The sequence below is a fragment of the Nocardia sp. Root136 genome, from assembly GCF_001427185.1.
Lineage (GTDB): Bacteria > Actinomycetota > Actinomycetes > Mycobacteriales > Mycobacteriaceae > Nocardia > Nocardia salmonicida.
Genome location: NZ_LMFE01000001.1, coordinates 2,450,022 through 2,468,485, shown reverse-complemented (window position 1 = coordinate 2,468,485; position 18,464 = coordinate 2,450,022). Strand labels below are relative to the sequence as shown.

At 68.5% G+C, this 18,464-nt stretch carries 17 protein-coding genes; 10 read left to right on the top strand and 7 right to left on the bottom strand.

Annotation, left to right across the window (positions count from 1 at the left end):
* Positions 1–98: 98 nt before the first annotated feature.
* Both ASD42_RS11450 and ASD42_RS11445 read left to right on the top strand, forming a co-directional pair.
* Complete coding sequence (locus ASD42_RS11450) at positions 99–584, top strand: hypothetical protein (protein WP_056813804.1); 486 nt, start codon at positions 99–101, stop codon at positions 582–584.
* A 38-nt stretch (positions 585–622) separates the two neighbouring features.
* A complete protein-coding gene (locus tag ASD42_RS11445) occupies positions 623–1,198 on the top strand; it encodes a TerD family protein (RefSeq protein ID WP_056813802.1) in 576 nt (191 codons plus the stop codon).
* A 49-nt stretch (positions 1,199–1,247) separates the two neighbouring features.
* Here the strand turns inward: ASD42_RS11445 and ASD42_RS11440 are convergent, their stop codons facing one another.
* Genes ASD42_RS11440 through ASD42_RS11420 form a run of 5 tightly spaced genes read right to left on the bottom strand, consistent with a single transcriptional unit; the run spans position 1,248 to position 7,251 of the window.
* Positions 1,248–2,639 carry an MATE family efflux transporter gene (locus ASD42_RS11440; protein ID WP_056813800.1) on the bottom strand — a complete coding sequence of 464 codons (1,392 nt, stop codon included), beginning with the start codon at positions 2,637–2,639 and terminating at the stop codon, positions 1,248–1,250.
* A gap of 37 nt (positions 2,640–2,676) precedes the next feature.
* Entirely contained in the window at positions 2,677–3,711 is a 1,035-nt protein-coding gene (locus ASD42_RS11435; protein WP_056813798.1) for a PLP-dependent cysteine synthase family protein, read from the bottom strand.
* Between the two features lie 36 nt (positions 3,712–3,747).
* Entirely contained in the window at positions 3,748–5,202 is a 1,455-nt protein-coding gene (locus ASD42_RS11430; protein WP_235569379.1) for an alanine racemase, read from the bottom strand.
* Positions 5,193–6,203, bottom strand: coding sequence for an ornithine cyclodeaminase family protein (locus tag ASD42_RS11425; RefSeq protein ID WP_200950401.1), 1,011 nt, complete (start codon positions 6,201–6,203; stop codon positions 5,193–5,195). Before ASD42_RS11425 ends, ASD42_RS11430 begins: the two co-directional genes overlap by 10 nt.
* Positions 6,175–7,251 carry a TauD/TfdA family dioxygenase gene (locus tag ASD42_RS11420; protein ID WP_084787073.1) on the bottom strand — a complete coding sequence of 359 codons (1,077 nt, stop codon included), beginning with the start codon at positions 7,249–7,251 and terminating at the stop codon, positions 6,175–6,177. The genes ASD42_RS11425 and ASD42_RS11420 overlap by 29 nt, the downstream gene beginning before the upstream one ends.
* 330 nt (positions 7,252–7,581) lie before the next feature.
* On the opposite strand from ASD42_RS11420, the gene ASD42_RS11415 reads away from it, so the two are divergent.
* The 8 genes from ASD42_RS11415 to ASD42_RS11380 all read left to right on the top strand — a co-directional run bounded on the left by ASD42_RS11415 (position 7,582) and on the right by ASD42_RS11380 (position 16,930).
* Entirely contained in the window at positions 7,582–9,087 is a 1,506-nt protein-coding gene (locus ASD42_RS11415; protein WP_056813795.1) for an ABC transporter substrate-binding protein, read from the top strand.
* Between the two features lie 5 nt (positions 9,088–9,092).
* Positions 9,093–10,022, top strand: coding sequence for an ABC transporter permease (locus tag ASD42_RS11410; RefSeq protein WP_056816080.1), 930 nt, complete (start codon positions 9,093–9,095; stop codon positions 10,020–10,022).
* A 35-nt stretch (positions 10,023–10,057) separates the two neighbouring features.
* Positions 10,058–12,580 (top strand): ABC transporter ATP-binding protein/permease, encoded by a 2,523-nt coding sequence (locus ASD42_RS11405; RefSeq protein ID WP_156677426.1) that lies wholly within the window; start codon positions 10,058–10,060, stop codon positions 12,578–12,580.
* Between the two features lie 106 nt (positions 12,581–12,686).
* Positions 12,687–13,403 carry a lytic transglycosylase domain-containing protein gene (locus tag ASD42_RS11400; RefSeq protein ID WP_056816074.1) on the top strand — a complete coding sequence of 239 codons (717 nt, stop codon included), beginning with the start codon at positions 12,687–12,689 and terminating at the stop codon, positions 13,401–13,403.
* A 115-nt stretch (positions 13,404–13,518) separates the two neighbouring features.
* Positions 13,519–14,805 carry a phosphopyruvate hydratase gene (gene eno, locus ASD42_RS11395; RefSeq protein WP_056813794.1) on the top strand — a complete coding sequence of 429 codons (1,287 nt, stop codon included), beginning with the start codon at positions 13,519–13,521 and terminating at the stop codon, positions 14,803–14,805.
* Positions 14,806–14,828: 23 nt separating this feature from the next.
* Positions 14,829–15,407 (top strand): FtsB family cell division protein, encoded by a 579-nt coding sequence (locus ASD42_RS11390; RefSeq protein WP_056813793.1) that lies wholly within the window; start codon positions 14,829–14,831, stop codon positions 15,405–15,407.
* On the top strand, positions 15,404–15,925 hold the full coding sequence (locus ASD42_RS11385; RefSeq protein ID WP_056813790.1) for a DUF501 domain-containing protein: 522 nt from the start codon (positions 15,404–15,406) through the stop codon (positions 15,923–15,925). The genes ASD42_RS11390 and ASD42_RS11385 overlap by 4 nt, the downstream gene beginning before the upstream one ends.
* A 45-nt stretch (positions 15,926–15,970) precedes the next feature.
* Positions 15,971–16,930, top strand: a complete 960-nt coding sequence (locus ASD42_RS11380; protein WP_056813787.1) for a Ppx/GppA phosphatase family protein — start codon at positions 15,971–15,973, stop codon at positions 16,928–16,930.
* A 21-nt stretch (positions 16,931–16,951) separates the two neighbouring features.
* Here ASD42_RS11380 and ASD42_RS11375 read toward each other — a convergent pair whose 3' ends face one another.
* Entirely contained in the window at positions 16,952–17,902 is a 951-nt protein-coding gene (locus ASD42_RS11375) for a TfoX/Sxy family DNA transformation protein (protein ID WP_162256201.1), read from the bottom strand.
* 245 nt (positions 17,903–18,147) lie between these two features.
* On the bottom strand, positions 18,148–18,414 hold the full coding sequence (locus tag ASD42_RS11370) for a YdeI/OmpD-associated family protein (RefSeq protein ID WP_056813779.1): 267 nt from the start codon (positions 18,412–18,414) through the stop codon (positions 18,148–18,150).
* Positions 18,415–18,464: the final 50 nt, after the last annotated feature.

The following is an 18,464-nucleotide window of genomic DNA, read 5'->3' as shown; positions in this document are numbered from 1 at the left end:
ATGCGCGCACCAGCGGGCAAGGGCCGCACCGCTTTAGAATCGAGGCAGCTCGTCGTTCGCGGCGGGGCAGGGGTCCGGCGATCGTCGAGGTGAGGCTGATGGGTACAGAGGTAGATTCGGCAAGGCAGGACGTGGCGTCCGACCATCCTGAGCTGGACGTGTTGCCGGTATGGCCGCAGGAAACCATCGCGGTACTGGTGACCACCGATCCGGGGCCGCACGCGATCCCGGTCTCCTGGCCGGTGCGCGCGGGCGACCGGCGGATTCTCCTCAGTCTGAAGTCCGATCGTGGGTCGCTGGCGCGGTTGCGGGCGCGGCCGGAGGTGGCGTTGCTGATCCTCGGCGGCGGCAATGTGGCGTTGTGCGCGCGCGGACGGGCGACGGTCCTCGCCGAGCAGATGCCGTCGGCGCAGGACTACACCGCGGTGCAGCTGGACGTGGATGTGATCGACGACCATCGGCAGTCCGCGTTCGCCGTCGACCGCGGCATCCAGCGCACCGTTCTCGACGACACCGAATTGCGAGCGCTCGAGGGTCGGGTCGAGACCCTGCGAACGTGGATCGACGCCGGACCCACAGCGTAAGTTCCTCTACGGCACACCATCTGGACAGAAGGGTTCTCATGAGCGTCACACTCGCCAAAGGCGGCAATGTCTCGCTGTCGAAGCAGACCGACAACCTCACCAAGGTGGCGGTCGGGCTAGGTTGGGACGTGCGCACCACCACCGGTGCCGACCACGACCTCGACGCCAGCGCGCTGGCCACCGGGACGAATTTGAAGGTGCTCTCGGATCAGCACTTCATCTTCTACAACAACCTGCGCTCGCCGGAAGGCACCATCGAGCACACCGGTGACAACCTGACCGGCGAGGGGGAGGGCGACGACGAGATCATCAACGTCGACCTGGCCGCCACCCCGCCGACGATCACCAACATCTTCTTCCCCGTCTCGATCCATGACGCCCAGGCCCGCGGCCAGTCGTTCGGCCAGATCCGCAACGCCTACATCCGCGTCACCGACGCGAACACCGGCGTGGAGCTGGCGCGCTACGACCTGTCCGAGGACGCGTCCACCGAGACCGCGATGGTCTTCGGCGAGCTCTACCGCCACAACAACGAGTGGAAGTTCCGCGCGGTCGGCCAGGGTTACGCCTCGGGCCTGGCGGGCATCGCTCGCGACTACGGCGTGAATCTCTGACGAACCACGACAAAGGCGGGCGACGCGAGGTCGCCCGCCTTTGTCGTGCTCATCGTGACTGGGTGACGGGCACGCGCCGTGGCGGCGTCATGCTGACCTGATCGAGCAGCGCGAAGTACTTGCGCAGCATCAGCACCGCGGTGGTGGCCAAGCCTGCCGTCAGACCCCACCACACGCCCGCCGCGCCCAGATGCAGCGGGAACGCGAGCAGCAGTGCCGAGGGCAGACCGACGCCCCAGTAGCCGACCAGCGACAGCCGGAAGCCCGCGGACGTCTCCTTCAGACCGCGCAGCAGCCCGGTGCCGATGTTCTGGGCGGCGTCGAAGAACTGCAGCACGATGCCGATGAGCAGCAGGGTGTGCGCGATGGCGATCGTGTCGGTGTCGGTGGTGTCGAGGAAAGGCGCCAGAATGATGTCCGGGGCCAGCACGTAGACGACACCGGTGACGATCGCGATCACCGCGGCCATCCGCAACGCCAACCAGGCCAGCGCCCTCGCACGGGCGAACTCCTCGCGCGAGACAGCGTCGCTGACCAGGATCGACGCACCGTGCGACAGCCCGATCGCCATCTGGAACACGATGTAGATGATCTGGTAGACGACATTGTGCGCGGCCAGCGCGGCGGGCCCGAAACTGCCCATCACCAACGCGAGCACCGAGAACATGCCCGCTTCCGAACCGTAGGTGAGCGCGATCGGGGTGCCCAGGCGCAGTTCCTCGCGCACCGTCGCCCAGCACACCGGCCACGGCGTCGACGGCAGCGTGCGGCCGAGTTGTTCGTCGTGGCGCACCATCGCCCAGAACACCCCGAAGGTGATCAGGAAGACCAGCGAGGTCGCGATGCCCACACCTGTCAGACCCATCACCGGAATACCCGCCCAGCCGTGGATGAAGGCCAGCGCGAGCACCAGGTTCAGCGCCACCGAGCCGAGCGTGACCAGCAGCAACGCCTGTGGGCGCTGCATGCCGACGGTGTACTGCCGCAACACCTGGAACCACAGACACGGCAGTAATCCGGGCGCGAGCGCGATCATCATCGGCCGGGCCAGTTCGAGCACCGCCGCGTCCTGACCGAGCCAGGGCAACACCCAGCCGAGCCCGATCAACAGGGCCCCACCGAGCAGGCCGGCGAGAGTCGCGATGACGAACGCGGCCCGCACCACCGCACGCACTTTGGCGTCGGCCGAACCGCCACGCTTGCCTGCCGCGCCGAGCGCGCCCGCGATCTGATTCCCGGTGCCGGTGATCAGCCCGACGCACATGGTGCGGATCTGGTTGAACAGCACCAGCGCCAGCCCGCCCGCGGCGACCTCGCGCACGCCGAGCGTGCCCATCAGCGCGAGGTTGGTCGTCGAGACCGCGATCTGCGCCAGTTGGGTGAGCGCGATCGGCGTCGCCAGCCTGGCCAGCGCGCTGCTATCGGTCGCCGTGCCCTTCACCCACCCGCTCCGTGGTTCGTCTCGCGCGCGTTCGCGCTCACCTGACCTCCATCAATTCGTCCTGATGCCGCAGCGGCGAATAGCGGCGCAGCAGCGTGGTCACTTCGGCTTCGGCGGCGGAGTCGAGCAGGTCGCGCGCGCTCATCCAGTCGTCGTCGAACACGGTGTCGAGATATTTCTCGCCACCATCACACACGATGGTCACCACGGTGGACCCGGCCGGGAACTCCTCCAGCCGCGCCAAGGCATTGTGCACCGAACCGCCCGCCGAACCGCCGATCAACAGACCGTGTGTCCTCGCGACGGCGCGGGTGGTGGCGAAGGCATCGACATCGCTGACCTTCACGCCTTCGTCGAGCAGCGCGTAGTCGACGGCGGTGCCGATGGTCGCCCCGGGCGGGGTGCCGGTGCCCGACTGCCAGTACGGCCCGCCCTCGCCGCCGAAGGCGATGGATCCGACCGGCTCGATCCCGATCACCCTGGCGGGCTTGCCGAGGTCGCGCAGGCGGGTGGCGGTGCCGAACAGCGAACCGCCGGTGCCGACCGCAGAGAGCAGGATGTCGACCCGCTCGACGTCTTCCAGCAATTCCTCGGCGACGGCGTAGTAGCCGACGGCGTTGGCGTCGTTGTTGTGCTGTTCGGTGAAGTACGCGTCGTCACGGGCGGCCGCCATGGCCTCGGCGAGGTCTTCCCGCGCCGAGGTGGCGAGCTCGTCGTCACCGTCGTCGGCGACGAAGACCAGGTCGGTGCCCATTGCTTGCATCGCGCGCAACTTGTCCTTACAGGCGTGGTTGTCGACCACAGCGGTGAACCGATAGCCGCGTTCGGCCGCGACCACCGCCAAGCCGAGTCCGGTGTTGCCGGACGTCGACTCGATGATATGCCCGCCATCGCGCAGCAAACCTCGCCGCTCCGCGTCGAGCACCATCGATCGAGCCATTCTGATCTTGGCGGCGCCGGTCGGATTGAACTGTTCGAGCTTGAGTAACAACCGGGTACCGGCGTCGGTGACGGCGAGTTCGAACAGGGGGGTGCGGCCGATCAGGTCCGTCACGCGCGTGACGAGAGCCATGGGGTGTTCCTCCATCGGATTGAGAGCTCGGGTGGATCAGCGGGCTGTGCTGTCCAGACTCCAGCGTGGTCGGTCGGCGCCCACGCGCAGCACCACCTTGGGCGGGAGCGGGAGTTCGTGGAAGGGGGATTCGTTGGAATCCATCTGATACCCGGCGGTGTTCGGGTAAACGAGCAGGTCGCCGGTGCGTGCGCGGCGGGGGAGCGGGATGCGCCGTCTGCTCAACAGGTCGGACTCCAGACAGGTGGTGGCGCCGACGCAGGTGGGGGTGAGCCGGCCGGGGCCTTGCGGCCACAGCACGGGATCGGGGAGGTATTCGCTGTCGAACCACTGCTCGGACAGGCTGAGACTGGTGCCGTCGACGGTGAGGATGTCGTACGGGTTTCCTTGCGTGGTTCGGGTTTTCACGCCTTGGACCCGGAAGACGGAACTGCCCGCGCGGTCGAGGAGCGCCCGGCCGGGCTCGATCGCCAGTCGTATTCCGTTGTCGCGCAGCAGGCCGGTGAGATCGTTGTGGGTGAGGACGGCTTCGAGCATGGCCCCGCCGGGAACCGGGAAGTGGTAGGGGTAGAAGTCGCCGGGTGGGCTCGCGTGGAACCAGTTGTCGCTGACGTTGTTCCGGAACTCGGCCCACGCCGACGCATCGAGATAGTCGACGCCGAAGCCGCCGCCGATCGAGATCGTATCCGCGAGATGACCGTTCGCCCGTGCGCGCCTGCAGTGCCCGACCAGCGCGGCCGCCTGTTCGGAGCGGGCGACCGCGTCGTAGCCCGACAGATGGAAACTGAAGCCCGACAGCGTGATCGGTCCTGCGACGGCGATGGCTTGGATCGCCTGTTCGAGTTCCATGGCATCGAGCCCGAACCGGCTGGTCGAACCTTCGGGCAAGACCCGAAGCAGCACCCGCACCGGCAGATCCAGCGCGGTGAGGCGGTCGAGTTCGTCGAGTGCGTCGACAGCGATGAGCGCTCGATGCCGAGCGGCCAACCACAGCAACTCATCGGATTTCGCGGGCCCGGTGACCATCAGATCCTCGCCACGCACCCCTTGTCCCAACGCCGCGATCAGCTCGCCGGTGCTGGCGACATCGATCCCCGCGCCGTTCTCCGCGCACGCGCGAGCCACGCACGCCGCCTTGTTCGCCTTCTTCCCGTAGTAGACGAACCCGTCGACCTCACCGAACGCTGACTGAAAAGCCTTGATATTCACCGAGACCCGCTCGGGGAACAGCACATGGAACGGCCCACCGACCGCATCGGCGATCTCCCCGAGCAGGCGGGGATCGGCGAGCAGCCGCTGTTCCGCCACGTCGGTGTAGGCGGGCATGGGTGGCGCGCAGTGCCCCGGCCGCACGTCGGTTGCCGTCGGTGCCGAGTCGACGGCCAGGTCCGCGATTGGCGGCGGGCTCGGCGGCACCCGCGCGTCGGTGCGGGGCGCGGCGAGTGGGGTGCTGTCCCCGGTGACCCCGGGCTGCGCACCCGTCAGTCCCACAACGGCACCTCCGTGCCGCGTCCCTCGCTGATCGCCCTGGCGGCCAGCGCGTGCGCGACCGCGATATCGGTGAGTACCAGCCCGCTGTTGTAGACGAAGATCTTCTCGTCCTCGTTGCGACGCGCCACGGCGCTGCGGGTGAGCACTTGCGGCAGTTCGGCATCCACCGACCGCAGGGTCCCGTCGGGTCCGACCATGTCGGTGCCCGTCAGTGCCATCTGCGCCGCGCTGGTGGCCACCACCCGATCGGCTTCGACCAGCGTCGACGGCGCCAGTCCGTAGCCGACCAGTACCGCCACCGAACCCGGTGCCAGATGCGAGGATTCGAGCGCCACCTCGGTACCGGGTCCGGCCGTGGCCAGCACCACATCGGCGGATGCCGCCGCGGCGTACGGATCGTCGACCACGTCGAGCAGCGCGTGCGGCGCCGCGTCGGCCAGGTGCGCGTGCACGGCGGCCAGCCCCTCGGGATGCGTGCCGAACACCATCAGCTTGCGCAGCTGTGGGTTCGCGGCGAGCAAGTGCGGCAACGCATTACGTCCCTGGGTGCCGGTGCCGATGAGTAGCACGCTCTCCGCCCCGCGCCGGACCGTCTCGCGCACCAGCAGCGCCGACACGGCCGGCGTGCGTAACGCGCCGACCCGCGCGCAGTCCATCATCGCGATGGGGGCGCCGGTGGTGTCGTCGTAGAGGGTGATGGTCGTGTAGTACCGCTTGGTGCTGCGGTCGTGACCGGGGTCGAATTTGTAGGAGGTCTTCATGGCCACCACGCGCCGCCGCCCGTCGCGGCCGAGCATGGCATAGGACACCGAAGATCCGCCAGGGTCGGCGACGCTCAGCTTGCGCGGATTGTCGGATTCGCCTGCCGCGAACGCGAGATAGGCCTCCTCCACGGCGCGCACCACCTCGGCGGGGCCGATCGGCACGTCGGCCAGGTCGCTGCGGGAGAGCACCCGCAGCCCGATGCCACGGTCACGGTTGTTCAACGGATCCTCGTTCATCTGCAATGCCCCGCTCTGCTGTCCGATCAGCGACCGCCCGGAACGGGGCGACCACACGTTGGCCATACCCATTCTCGGACGACTCCTGCGCGCGCCGACGGCGTTCGGGCAGCCGGATATTGACACGCTTGAGCCAGCGGTCGGTGCCGTCGTAGCGCGCGCGGAACGGAACGCGTCCGTGTACGGCGACATCGTTGTCCACCAGCAGGATCTCGCCGGGGGCCAGCGCGGGGGCGTGACTGACCCTGGCGAGTTCGGTGGTGAGCCTGGCGTAGGCGGCGCGGAAAACCGCGTCCGCGTCGTCGATCGGGGTATAGGCGGGATCGTAACGTGCTGTGACAGCATTGTTTTCGTCGAGCCACAGCGTGGGCAACGGTGCGAGCTGATCGAACCCGGTGCCGTAGGAGACGTCGGGCAGGATCGGTAGCGTCGGGGTGGTGAGCGTGCGCAGATCGTCGTCGGACAGGCGTGCCTCGCGCACCGAGGAGACCGTGGTGGCCACGCGGTCGGGGTTGCGCAGGCAGGCCAGCATGAGCATGTTCGCGCGCTGAGCGTGGAAAGCGTCCTCGGTGTGCGGGCTGAGCAGGGTGGAACTGCTCGCGCCCGACTGCTCGTCCTCGTGACCCTCGGCGGGCACGATGTTGTTGACCAGCCTGCCGTTCTGCTGCCCCTGCCAGCCGAAAGGCTCACCGGCACAACGCCCGAGCAGCAACATCGCGATATCCAGCTCGAGTGAGCCACGGTGCGCGTGCTCGGCCGCGGCCTGCCAATGCGCCGGAGTCGCGCCGAATTCGGCGTCGTCGACGGACAATCCGCGCACCACGGTCGCGCCCGCGGCGGTGGCGGGTGGTCGAACGGCGTGGCGCACGCTGTCGGGCAGTTCGCCGACGCGCTCGGTGATCTGGGCGATCAATGCGGGATCGTGCAGAGTCGCGGTGTGTAGTGCGTCACCTAATCGGTGGCGGATGTCGGTCGCGAGCGATCGCAGCGCCGTGGCGGCACGGGGATCCAGCTCGCGATATTCGATGTCGTGCTGGTGAATCGTCATACGTTCGGAGAGAACGCTTTTCACCGGCTTCCCTTCTTCGCATCGGTCGAACGCGGGTGATCTTCAGACTCGATGTGCGAAGGTAGTGCCTGTACTCTGATTAGGCAAGACTTACCTAACGTGTCGGCCAGGGAAATAGCCGATCCATATAACATAGCGTTGTGCCCCCGAACTGCCGAAGCGAACGCTGACCGGGGTGTCGTCAGGTCGCTGCGGTTCGGTGACGGTCGATGTGAAGCTCCCCACTCGGTGTAAGTTTTAGGCTAGCCTCGCCTGGTTTGCGGCGCCGGAAAAGGGGTTTCGGCGCACGCGGTTCGAGGAGGCAACACGATGAGTTTCACTCGCAGGCAGCTCTTCCAGTCCGGCATCGGCGTCACCGCGGTGCTGCTGGCCGCCGCATGCACCAGCGATGATCGATCCGCCACCGCGCAACGCGGTGGCACTCTGCGCGTCGGCGCGCTCGGCACCGCGGCCCGCAGCGAACGCGATCCGCACGCAAATCTCAGCAACGACAGCGACTTTCTCATCGCCTCGCTCGTCTACGACGCACTCACCGTTCCCGGCGCGGACCCGACTGTCGCCCCGCGCCTCGCCTCGCGCTGGGAGCCGAGCCAGGACAACCGCCGCTGGACCTTCACCATCGCCGAGGGCGCGACCTTCCACAACGGTGCGCCGGTGACCGCCGACGACGTGGTGTGGTCGATGCGGCGCCTGCGCTCGGTCGGTGGCGCCTCGAAGATGCCGGTGGCCGAGAACGACATCGTCGCCGACGGCCCGAACCGCGTCATGTTCACGCTGGCGGCGCCTAATACCCAACTGCCACTGCTGCTTCGGCTGATGACCTTCACTGTGCCGAAGGACACCACCGACTTCGCCGCCGCGATCGGCACCGGGCCGTTCCGGCTCGAGTCCTATCAGGGCGGCAACGCCAGGTTGGTGCGCAACGAGCGCTGGCACGGCACGCCGCCCCTGCTCGACGCCATCGAGGTGACGATGTTCGACAGCGTCACCGCGCTGGGCAACGCCGCGCTGGGCGGCCAGATCGACCTCGCCTCCAACGTGGGCGCGATCGCCGGGCGTACCGCCGCAGGACGCGGTGACCTACAGGTGATCCGGCGTGCCGACGACACCATGCTCGGTGTGGCGATGCGTGTCGCCGACGGCCCGTTCGCCGATGCCAGGGTGCGCACCGCACTGCGTCTGGGCGTCGACCGGACCGCGCTGGTCAACCAGGTGCACTCCGGCTACGGCACCGTCGCCGCCGATGTTCTCGGCACCGCCGACCCGCTCTACGACACCGCGCTGCGTCGTGACCGCGATGTCGAGCGCGCGAAAAACTTACTGCGCGAGGCGAACTTCGACACCGGGCGCAGCTACCCGTTCGTAACGAAGGCCGAGGTGCCGGGCGAGGTCGAATCGGCGAAGGTGATCGCCACCCAGCTCGCCGAGATCGGCGTGCGGCTCGATGTGCAGGTGGTGGAATCGGCGGCGTTCTACGACCGGACCTGGCTCAACGCACCGTTGTACACGGTGTCGTGGGGGACCAACGACTCGATGGTGTTCCTGGCCGACAAGCTGATGACCTCCGGCTCCAACCGCAACGAAACCGCCTTCCGCGACCCGGAATTCGACGCCGCCGACGCGAAGGCGCTCGCCGCATCCGGTGACGAGTACACCCGTGCGGTGCGCGAACTGCAGCGCATCGAGTTCGAGCGTGGCGGCTATCTGGTGTGGGGCATGGCCGACGGTGTCGACATCGCCGCGTCGACAGTGCGTGATCTGCCGACGCTCGGCGGGTTCGCGCGCGTTCAGCTGGAACGTGCCTGGTTGGCGTGAGTGTCATGAAAACCTTCGCCCTGCCGATGTTCCGGCGGATCGCGCTCCTGGTGGCATTGCTGGCCATCGTGTTCGTCGCGGTGGATCTGCTGCCGGGCAACGCGGCACGCGCGGCGCTCGGCAGGGACGCGGATCCGGCCGCGCTGGCGGCGAAAGAACACGAGCTCGGACTGGATCGAGCACTGCCGGTGCAGTTCCTGGACTGGATCCGCGGGGTACTCACCGGAGACTTCGGGCAGACCGCGCGCGGGAACTCGATCGGCGCGTTGCTGGCCGACAAGTTTCCGCAGACTCTGCTGCTGGGTGGGATCGCCTTGCTGCTGACCATCGCCTTGTCCTTGGGGCTCGGCTGCTGGTGGGCGATGCGGCCGACCGCGCTCGGCTCGCGAATTTTGCAGCCTGTCAGCACGATCTCGGTGGCCGTTCCGGAGTTCGTCGGCGGCACCTTGCTGATCCTGGTGTTCTCCCTGGCCACCGGCTGGCTCCCGGCCGTCACCATTACGGGCCGTTCCGGTTTTCCCCTCGGTCCCGAGATGCTGGTGCTTCCGGTGCTGGCGTTGGCGATTCCGCAGATCGGCTGGAACGCCCGAGTCGTGCGCTCGGCCCTGCTCGATGTGGTTGCCGCACCCCATGTGGAAAGCGCGGTGCTGGACGGACTCCCTACCCGCACGATCCTGATCCGGCACATGCTGCCGTTCGCCGCGCCGACCATCGTCGCCGGGTACGCGACCTCGGTCGGCATGCTCTTCGGCGGCGCCCTGGTGGTCGAGACACTCTTCAACTACCCCGGTATCGGCGCCGTTCTCGCCGGGTCCGTCGCCGACCGTGACGCCACCATGGTCGCCGCGGTGGTCGCCCTGACGGCGATCGTCATCATGGTGCTGCTCGCCGTCGCCGACCTGGTCCGGGCGTGGGCATCGAGGAGCGCGCGGTGAGGAGGTCCAACTCGGGAGGTAGAGCGGTGCCGCGGATGTCCAGGTGGTGGCGGTATTCGATGGCGGGTGGTGTGGGGCTGGTTGTGCTGCTCGCGGTGGCCGGGCCGCTCTTCGCGCCCCATCCGGGGGAGAAGGCCGTCGGGATGCCGTTCGCGCAGCCGGGTGGGGACGCGCTGCTCGGGACGGATCGGCTCGGCCGCGATGTGCTCAGTCACCTGCTCACCGGCGGCACGCAGCTGCTGGCCGTCTCCGCGGTGATCGCGGTGGCGGTGACCGTGCTGTCGGCCGTCCTCGGCGCCGTCGCGGCCGTGCGCCCGCGCGCGGGCAAGGTCATCGAACTCTGCGGCGACTTGGTCATCCTGCTGCCCGCTGTCCTCGGCATCCTGCTCGTACTCACCGCATGGCCACAGGGCGGCGTCACCGCGCTGGTCGCCGTTTCCCTGCTCTTCGGAGTTCCCTACTGCGCCAGAATCTTCGCGGCCTCCGCCTCGACCATCGCTGCCTCCGGATACGTCGAATCCGCCGTCGCCAGCGGAGAGTCGCTGTCGCACCTGGTCTTTCGCGAAATCCTGCCCAACCTGCGCGCTGTCTTCACCACCCAGCTCGGCCTGCGCTTCGTCGTCGCCGTCTACCTCGTCAGCACCATCGCCTTCCTCGGCGTCTCCGCCCTCGACCCCGACAACTGGGCGATCATGGTCCGCGACAATGCCTCCGGGCTGCTGCTGAACCCCTGGGCGGTGCTGGCGCCGAGCACTGCCATCGCCATCGTGGCGGTCGGTGTGAATTTGGTGGTGACGAGTGGGCCGAGGAATCGCCGGACCGCGAAAACCTCGGATGCGCTCGACGCGGTCGAGGTCTCGAGGCCGAGAGCTGAGAGGGGCGCACTCAGCGGGGGAGCCCTCGGGGGCGTAAACGTTGCTGGAGGATCAGGAGATGCTGGGCGGCTGAGGGATTCGGGGAGGGCCGGGGTATGTGGGATCTCCGTGGTGGATTCAGGGGACGCGGCGGTGGTAGACGGGCTCAGCGTCGTTGCCGACAGTGGGGCGGTGTTGCTGGCGCCGGTGTCGTTTCGGTTGACATCGGGGACGGTCACCGCGCTCACCGGGGCGTCGGGGTCGGGGAAGTCGACGGCGATGCGTGCGCTGCTCGGACATCTGCCCGCCGGTGCCAGTAGGCAGGGCGCGGTGCTCGTCGCGGGACACGATGTGTTCGCGCTCGACGCGGGCGCGCTGCGCGCTTTCCGCCGTGGGCAGATCGCCTATGTCGGCCAGGATCCCGGCTCCGAACTCAACCCGCTGCTTCGCGTCCGGGCAGTCCTGGCCGAGGCGGCGCCCGGCGCCTCCGCCGCCGACCGCCTGGCCGTCCTCGAACAAGTGGGCCTCGACCCCGCCCATCTCCGCCGCCGCTGCGCTCGGCTCTCCGGCGGCCAGCAACGTCGTGTCGCCCTGGCCCGTGCCATCCTGCGCCGCCCCCGAATCCTCGTACTCGACGAACCACTCGCGGGCCTGCACGGCACTCTTCGCACCGAAATAGCCCAGCTGATCTCGACCCTCGCCACCGAGAACCACACCACCGTCCTCCTCTCCGGCCACGACACCGAGGCGATCACGGCCATCGCCGACACCGTGATCGAACTCCACCCGCCCGGCGACAGGTCGATGAATGTCGCTGTTGCGGTAGCTGATTCCGTCGAGGATGCTCGCCTGTCGGCCCGGAGTTCGGTACGGGCCTCGGTCTCCGGCACCGACCGCATCGCCGACATGCGCACCGACTTGTCGGGCGAGGTTCCGGGGAGCAGGACGGCATCTCGAACCGGCCCGGCGGAGATTGCCTTGCGCACCAAGGCGATCCACGCCGACGCGGGCGGCCACAGGGTGCTCGAGAACATCGGTTTCAGCCTGCCCGCAGGTGCTGCCCTTGCTGTCGTCGGTCCTTCCGGGGCGGGAAAGACCACCCTCGCACGGGTGATCGCGGGTTTGCACGCCGATGCCATCGGATCGCTGGAGGTAGATGGTGTGCGGGTTCCGGTGGGAAGTCGGCGGCGAATCCGCTTTGGCGCCAACGGTATTCAATTCGTCCCCCAGAACCCTCGGGCCGCGTTGAACCCCCGACGCACCGTCGAGCAGACCCTGGCACGCCCCCTGCGTCGCATCGCACGCGTCCCCAGACCCGAAATCCACCCCCGCGTCACCGCCCTTCTCGCCGCCGTCGACCTCCCCGCCGACCTCGCCGACCGCCGCCCCCACCAACTCTCCGGCGGCCAACGCCAACGGGTCGCCCTGGCCCGCGCCCTCGCCGCCGACCCAGCGGTCCTGATCTGCGACGAGATCACCACCGCCCTCGACACCGACACCGCCGCCGCCATCATGTCCCTGCTCGACCGCCTCCGCGCCGACCACGGCACCGCGGTCATCCTGATCAGCCACGACATGACCCTGGTCCGTGGCCACTGCACCGACCTCCTCGTCCTCGACCACGGCCGAATAGTCGAATCAGGCACCCCCGAAACAGTTCTCACCACCCCGACCCACCGAGCCACCGCCGCGCTACTCGGCTGACACCGCCCGGACAACCGCCTCGGTCCGGCCGGAATCGCGGGGACACGGAGCTGAGAACTCCCTGTGAGATGTGCACGAACACTGCTGGATCTGGATGATTGAACAGATGTCAGTGCAGAAGGTCGGCGTACTCGCCGCGGTGGCGATCACCGCCCTCTTATCGGGGTGCAGTTCGCTCGCGTCGATCCCCGATGACATGCCGCCGGGGCCGGGAGTCGCGCTGCCCGTGATCGATGTCGACGCACCCGGCCGCGCGGCCGAGCAGTTGCGCGGCTGGGCCGACGAGCAGTCCGGGGCGATCGGCATCGAGCCGGTCGCGCTGGAGGCCTACGGCTACGCCGCCGCCGTGCTGGCGAAGTCGAAGCCCGAATGCGGGATCGCCTGGACCACCATCGCCGGCATCGCCAGCGTGGAGAGCGGGCACGGCACCCATCGCGGCGCGGGCGTCGACGCCGACGGGACGGTTCGCCCGGCGATCATCGGCGTCGCCCTCGACGGCACCAAGGGCAACGCCGACATCCGCGACACCGACGGCGGCAGCCTCGACGGCGACACCACCTACGACCGCGCGGTGGGCCCGCTGCAGTTCATCCCCGAAACCTGGAAGCGCTGGGGCGTCGACGCCAACGGCGACGGCGTGGCCGACCCGCAGAACATCGACGACGCCGCCCTCACCGCCGCCCGCTACCTCTGCACCCGCGGCGGCGATCTGACCTCGGCCGACGGCTGGCAGCGCGCCCTGTTCGCCTACAACCAGTCGAACAAATACATGCATGTGGTGCGCGATCGCGCCGCCATATACAGCATCGGCCGCCGCGTGTAGTTGCGCACGGCCCGGAGTGCCGGTTACTCCACACTCCGCCGAGACGATAGGCTCGGCACCGCACGGCCCTTTCCCGTGATACCTACCGTGCCTTCCGTCGTAAGGAGCAGTTTTCGTGGCCATTATCGAACAGGTCGGAGCTCGCGAGATTCTGGATTCGCGCGGCAATCCCACTGTCGAGGTCGAGATCGCCCTCGACGACGGCACCCTGACCAGGGCAGACGTACCTTCCGGTGCGTCCACCGGCGAGCACGAGGCCGTCGAGCTGCGTGACGGCGGCGACCGCTACGGCGGCAAGGGTGTGACCAAGGCTGTCGAGGGCGTCCTCGACGAGATCGCGCCCGCCATCATCGGCCTCGACGCCGTGGAGCAGCGCACCGTCGATCAGGTCCTGCTGGATCTGGACGGCACCCCCGACAAGTCCCGCCTCGGCGCGAACGCCCTGCTCGGTGTATCGCTGGCCGTGGCACGTGGTGCCGCCGAGTCCTCGGGCCTCGAGCTGTTCCGCTACCTGGGCGGCCCGAACGCCCACGTGCTGCCGGTCCCGATGATGAACATCCTCAACGGTGGCGCGCACGCCGACACCGGCGTGGACGTGCAGGAATTCATGGTCGCCCCGATCGGCGCGCCCACCTTCCGCGAGGCACTGCGCTGGGGCACCGAGGTGTACCACTCGCTCAAGGCCGTGCTGAAGGAGAAGGGCCTGTCCACCGGTCTCGGTGACGAGGGCGGCTTCGCCCCCGACGTCGCGGGCACCGTGGAGGCTCTCGACCTGATCAGCGTCGCCATCGAGCGCGCGGGCTACAAGCTCGGCACCGATGTGGCGCTGGCGCTCGACGTGGCCGCCACCGAGTTCTACACCGAGGGCGAGGGTTACAAGTTCGAGGGCAAGGTCCGCACGGCCGCCGAGATGGGCGAGTTCTACGCGGATCTGCTCACCCGGTACCCGCTGGTCTCCATCGAGGACCCGCTGTCGGAAGACGACTGGGACGGCTGGGTCGCGCTGACCGACGCCATCGGCGACAAGGTGCAGCTGGTCGGTGACGACCTGTTCGTCACCAACCCCGAGCGCCTCGAAGAGGGCATCGCCAAGGGCGCGGCCAACGCGCTGCTGGTGAAGGTCAACCAGATCGGCACGCTGACCGAGACCCTCGACGCCGTCGAGCTGGCGCACCGCAACGGTTACAAGACCATGATGTCGCACCGTTCGGGCGAAACCGAGGACACCACCATCGCCGACCTCGCGGTCGCCGTCGGTTCGGGCCAGATCAAGACCGGTGCCCCCGCGCGCTCCGAGCGGGTCGCCAAGTACAACCAGCTGCTGCGCATCGAGGACGCCCTCGGTGATTCGGCACGCTACGCGGGTGACGTGGCCTTCCCGCGTTTCACCGGCGAATTCTGAAGGCAGTGCAGGGGCGGTAGCGAATGACCGAGCGACGTGCGCGTGGGACCAGTCCAGGTGGACGAGGTGACCGGCGCACGTCGCGGGCCGCGCGCTCCCGCCCCAGCCTCGACACGCCCGGCCGCCCCACCGCGGCCAAGCGCCCGACGCGGCGGCACCCGCAACCCGCGGGTGCTACCCGTAAGTCCAGCGGCAAGCTGGAACGCAGCGAGCACACCATCCTCGGTCTCTCGACCGGTAAAGCGGTGATCCTGGCGGCGGTGCTGTGCGGTCTCGCGCTGACCTTGGCCGTGCCGACGCGCACCTACTTCAGTCAGCGCGCCGAAGCCGTGGCACTGGCCAAGCAGCGGACCGAACTCGAAGCCGACCTGGCCGACCTGCGTAATCGTCGTGCGCAACAACAGGATCCGGCCTACATCCGATCCGAAGCGCGCGACCGCCTGCGCCTGGTGATGCCCGGCGAAACCCCCTACATCGTGCAGATTCCCGGCATCGAGGCACCAGCGCCGCCGCCGATGAGCACCCGAACAGCGGCGCCCGACCCCTGGTACACCGACCTGTGGCGCAGCATCTCCGAACCAGCCCCGGAAGGACCACGGTGACGACACCGAACGCCGACGACCTCGAGATCATCGCGAAGCAGTTGGGTCGCGAGCCTCGCGGCGTGCTCGAAGTCGCCTACCGTACCCCCGACGGCCTGCCCGCCGTGGTGAAGACCGCGCCACGCCTGCCCGACGGCACCCCGTTCCCCACGCTCTACTACCTGACCGACCCCCGGCTCACCGCCGAGGCGAGCAGGCAGGAATCGGCCGGGGTGATGCGCGAGATGACCGAACGCCTCGCCACCGATCCCGAACTGGCCGCCGCCTACCGGCGCGCGCACGAGAGCTACCTGGCCGAACGCGATGAAATCGAGTCGCTCGGCACCGATTTCACCGGTGGCGGGATGCCCGACCGGGTGAAGTGCCTGCATGTGCTGATCGCGCATTCGCTCGCCAAGGGGCCCGGTCTGAACCCCTTCGGGGACGAGGCCGTCGCCCTCGCCGCCGACGCCGGTTTCCGCGGTACCGCGATCCCCGCCGACTGGCCTGCCACGAGCACACCCGACGAACAGGCATAATCGCGGTCAGTGCCCGTGCGCGGGTCGAGACCTCTGGAGGACACCATGAGTGAGCGCATCGCCGCAGTCGACTGCGGCACCAACTCGATCCGCCTGCTGATCGCCGAGGTGGGGGCCGACGGCGGACTCACCGACGTGCACCGGGAGATGCGCATCGTGCGCCTCGGCCAGGGGGTGGACGCCACCGGCCGTCTCGCGCCCGAAGCCATCGAACGCACGCGCCTCGCGCTGTCCGATTACGTCGATGTGATGGTGGCGCAGGGTGTTTCGCGCGTGCGCATGGTCGCCACCTCCGCCACCCGTGACGCCGCCAACCGCGACGACTTCTTCTCGATGACCCGCACCGAACTCGGCCGCGTAGTGCCCGACGCGGTCGCCGAAGTGATCACCGGCGACGAAGAAGCACGGCTGTCCTTCGCCGGTGCCGTCGGTGAATTGTCAGCTGATGCAGGACCTTTCGTCGTGGTCGACCTCGGCGGCGGCTCGACCGAGCTGGTCGTCGGCGATGAAAACGGCGTCCAGGCAGCCTATTCCGCGGATATCGGCTGTGTCCGCATCACTGAGCGTTGTCTGGCGGGCAACCCGCCCACCGCCGACCAGGTGGCTGCCGCACGGGAATTCGCCCAGCAGAAGCTCGACGAGGCCTTCGCGAAGGTTCCTGTCGACAAGGTACACACCTGGGTCGGCGTGGCAGGCACGATGACCACGATCACCGCCGTCGCCCTCGACCTCCCCGAATACGACTCCGCGCGAGTACATCTCACCCGTCTGAGTCTCGCCGAAGTCCACCAGGTCTGCGACCGCTTGATCGGCATGAACCACGACGAACGCGCCGCCCTCGGACCGATGCATCCGGGCCGGGTCGACGTGATCGGCGGCGGCGCGGTGATCACCGAGGTTCTCGCCGACGAACTGTCCGAGCGCGCGGGAGTTTCCGAACTCATCGTCAGCGAACACGACATCCTCGACGGCATCGCCATGTCGATCGTCAACGCCGCGGCCTGATGTTCGCCCCGGAGGCTGGGTTCAGCGCCTCGCGCTCACGGTGACGGCATGCGATGACCGCACCGGCGCGCGGTAACGCCGACGCCGCCTGACTGGTGCGGCGGCGGCGGGGGCCGGGCCGAGTTGGGCGATCAACTCACGCCGACGTGCGGCACCGATCAACCGGCGATCACGGTAGGTGAGCGCGCCTTCCATCGCCCACAGCATCTCCAGGTCCAAGCCGTTCACCTCGGCCGCGCGCAGTCGTCGGTAAGCCTCGACAGCGCCGATTTCGGCGAGATCGTCGAGCGAACGCACGTCGGCGTGGGCGAGCATCTCGGCGGCGGCCGCACCGAGCGCGGGCGCGTTCCCGGACCATCCACGCACGCGCAGATGCGCGTCACCCCGCACGCTCTCGGCTTCATCCCACACGGCCTCGCGGAGCGCACGCGGTGCCGATGGTGCATCCGTGCGCGAAAGCACCTGTGCGCGGGCCTGTTCGGCGATGCCGACCATCGGACGGAATCGCCGGAAGATCTGGATCTCCCCGTCGTGCCCGTGATCCCATTCGTCGAGATAGACATGGTCGGTGCCGAATCGCGTCGTGTCGAGGCGAGCCGCGTCGAGCGCCCACTGGCGGCAGTCCTCGGGTGTGCGCGCCGTGAGTACGAGCAGCCCGCGTCGCCGGGAGATATGACTCGCGTCGCGGCGGTACCGGCGCTCGGCGCACCACGCGGCGAAGGCTCGCGGCTCCAGGGTGCGATCCAATCCGAACGTCTGCCACCGCACCGTTCCCGCTGAATTCCGCAGCGGCAACCGCGCTTTCAACTGCGCCGCGCCATGCTCATCGAGCCGGGTGCACCACTCCGGCACCAGCACGATGGGGTCGGCCGGGTCCGCGTCGAACGGGGTCGGCATCAGGAACTCCCGATCGATCACCAGCACGGTGCCCGGCCGAGCCTGATACGACAGCCCCCACAGCAACCGACTCAACAACCGAGCTCCGTGATCATCGCTCAACACATGCCACGTCTCATGAAACCGATTGGTGCTGAACCGGGCGTGCGTCCCCGGCCGCAGTGCGATCACCGTCCGCACGCCATCGACCGACCGCACCACATGCCGGTGCAGTTTCAGGCCGTCACTGACGGATCGGGCGTTGCCCGGGCGTTGCCTCTTCATCCCCGTAAGCAGGCCACACCTCACCGACGCCGAGCAACAGGTTTATGCCGGTGGCCTCAGCTGCCGGTGCGTTCGCGATGCTTGCACCCCGGCCAGCAGCACGGCCGCCGTTGCCCTTCTTCCAGCTCCTCCTGGGTGCGCCGGATCCGCCGTTCACGAGTCGCGTTCTGCTTCGCGTCCTCGACCCAGCAGATGAACTCGTTGCGGGCCAGCGGCGTGATGTCCTGCCAGGCATCGAGCGCTACGGAGTTGGCGAGCAGAGCCGCACGCAGATCGGCGGGCAACTCGTGCACCACGCCCCCGGAGACTTGTCGACTGCTCATCAGTCCACGGTAGCGCGCAAGCGTTCGACCTGCGGTTACCAAGAAGGGGA

Coding starts and splice junctions, on each gene's coding strand:
- ASD42_RS11450 (WP_056813804.1), top strand. CDS start 99: ATGGGTACAGAGGTAGATTCGGCAAGGCAGGACGTGGCGTCCGACCAT.
- ASD42_RS11445 (WP_056813802.1), top strand. CDS start 623: ATGAGCGTCACACTCGCCAAAGGCGGCAATGTCTCGCTGTCGAAGCAG.
- ASD42_RS11435 (WP_056813798.1), bottom strand. CDS start 3,711: ATGGCTCTCGTCACGCGCGTGACGGACCTGATCGGCCGCACCCCCCTG.
- ASD42_RS11425 (WP_200950401.1), bottom strand. CDS start 6,203: ATGAACGAGGATCCGTTGAACAACCGTGACCGTGGCATCGGGCTGCGG.
- ASD42_RS11420 (WP_084787073.1), bottom strand. CDS start 7,251: ATGACGATTCACCAGCACGACATCGAATATCGCGAGCTGGATCCCCGT.
- ASD42_RS11415 (WP_056813795.1), top strand. CDS start 7,582: ATGAGTTTCACTCGCAGGCAGCTCTTCCAGTCCGGCATCGGCGTCACC.
- ASD42_RS11410 (WP_056816080.1), top strand. CDS start 9,093: ATGAAAACCTTCGCCCTGCCGATGTTCCGGCGGATCGCGCTCCTGGTG.
- ASD42_RS11405 (WP_156677426.1), top strand. CDS start 10,058: ATGTCCAGGTGGTGGCGGTATTCGATGGCGGGTGGTGTGGGGCTGGTT.
- ASD42_RS11400 (WP_056816074.1), top strand. CDS start 12,687: ATGTCAGTGCAGAAGGTCGGCGTACTCGCCGCGGTGGCGATCACCGCC.
- ASD42_RS11390 (WP_056813793.1), top strand. CDS start 14,829: ATGACCGAGCGACGTGCGCGTGGGACCAGTCCAGGTGGACGAGGTGAC.
- ASD42_RS11380 (WP_056813787.1), top strand. CDS start 15,971: ATGAGTGAGCGCATCGCCGCAGTCGACTGCGGCACCAACTCGATCCGC.
- ASD42_RS11370 (WP_056813779.1), bottom strand. CDS start 18,414: ATGAGCAGTCGACAAGTCTCCGGGGGCGTGGTGCACGAGTTGCCCGCC.